Origin of the sequence: Photobacterium sp. GB-210 (assembly GCF_003026075.1) — a bacterium.
GTDB lineage: Bacteria > Pseudomonadota > Gammaproteobacteria > Enterobacterales > Vibrionaceae > Photobacterium.
The window spans coordinates 1-749 of record NZ_PYNU01000062.1 but is presented as its reverse complement, the minus strand read 5'-3'; the positions used below and the strand labels follow the sequence as shown (position 1 = coordinate 749).

The window sequence follows — 749 nt, the reverse complement described above, 5'->3', positions numbered from 1 at the left end:
CCTTCGTCAAGAAGCTTACGGAACATCTCAACACCAGTACAAGTAGTTGTAATAGTGTCTACGATACCAACGATAGCAACTTCGTCACCAACTTTGATGATACCTTGCTCAACACGACCAGTTACAACAGTACCACGGCCTTGGATTGAGAATACATCTTCGATTGGAAGAATGAATGGACGATCGATTGCACGCTCTGGCTCTGGGATGTAGTTATCTAGAGCTTCTGCTAGTTCAACAATCTTGTCTTCCCACTCTTTCTCGCCGTTTAGAGCGCCTAGAGCAGAACCCATGATTACTGGGCAATCATCACCTGGGAAGTCGTACTCAGAAAGAAGTTCACGAACTTCCATCTCAACTAGCTCAAGTAGTTCTTCATCATCAACCATGTCACACTTGTTCATGAATACGATGATGTAAGGGATACCAACCTGGCGACCAAGTAGGATGTGCTCACGTGTTTGTGGCATTGGGCCGTCAGTTGCAGCAACAACTAGGATACCGCCGTCCATTTGAGCAGCACCAGTGATCATGTTTTTAACGTAATCGGCGTGTCCAGGACAGTCAACGTGTGCGTAGTGACGAGTTGGAGTATCGTACTCTACGTGAGAAGTAGAGATTGTGATACCGCGCTCACGCTCTTCTGGAGCGTTATCGATTGATGCGAAGTCACGAGCAGCACCACCGTACACTTTTGAAAGTGTAGTACAGATAGCAGCAGTTAGAGTTGTTTTACCGTGGTCAACGTG

General features: G+C 46.7%; 1 protein-coding gene. It reads right to left on the bottom strand.

Annotated features, from left to right (window positions below):
* The coding region (locus tag C9J38_RS21580) for an elongation factor Tu (RefSeq protein ID WP_146144080.1) at positions 1 to 749 on the bottom strand (749 nt) is incomplete at both ends.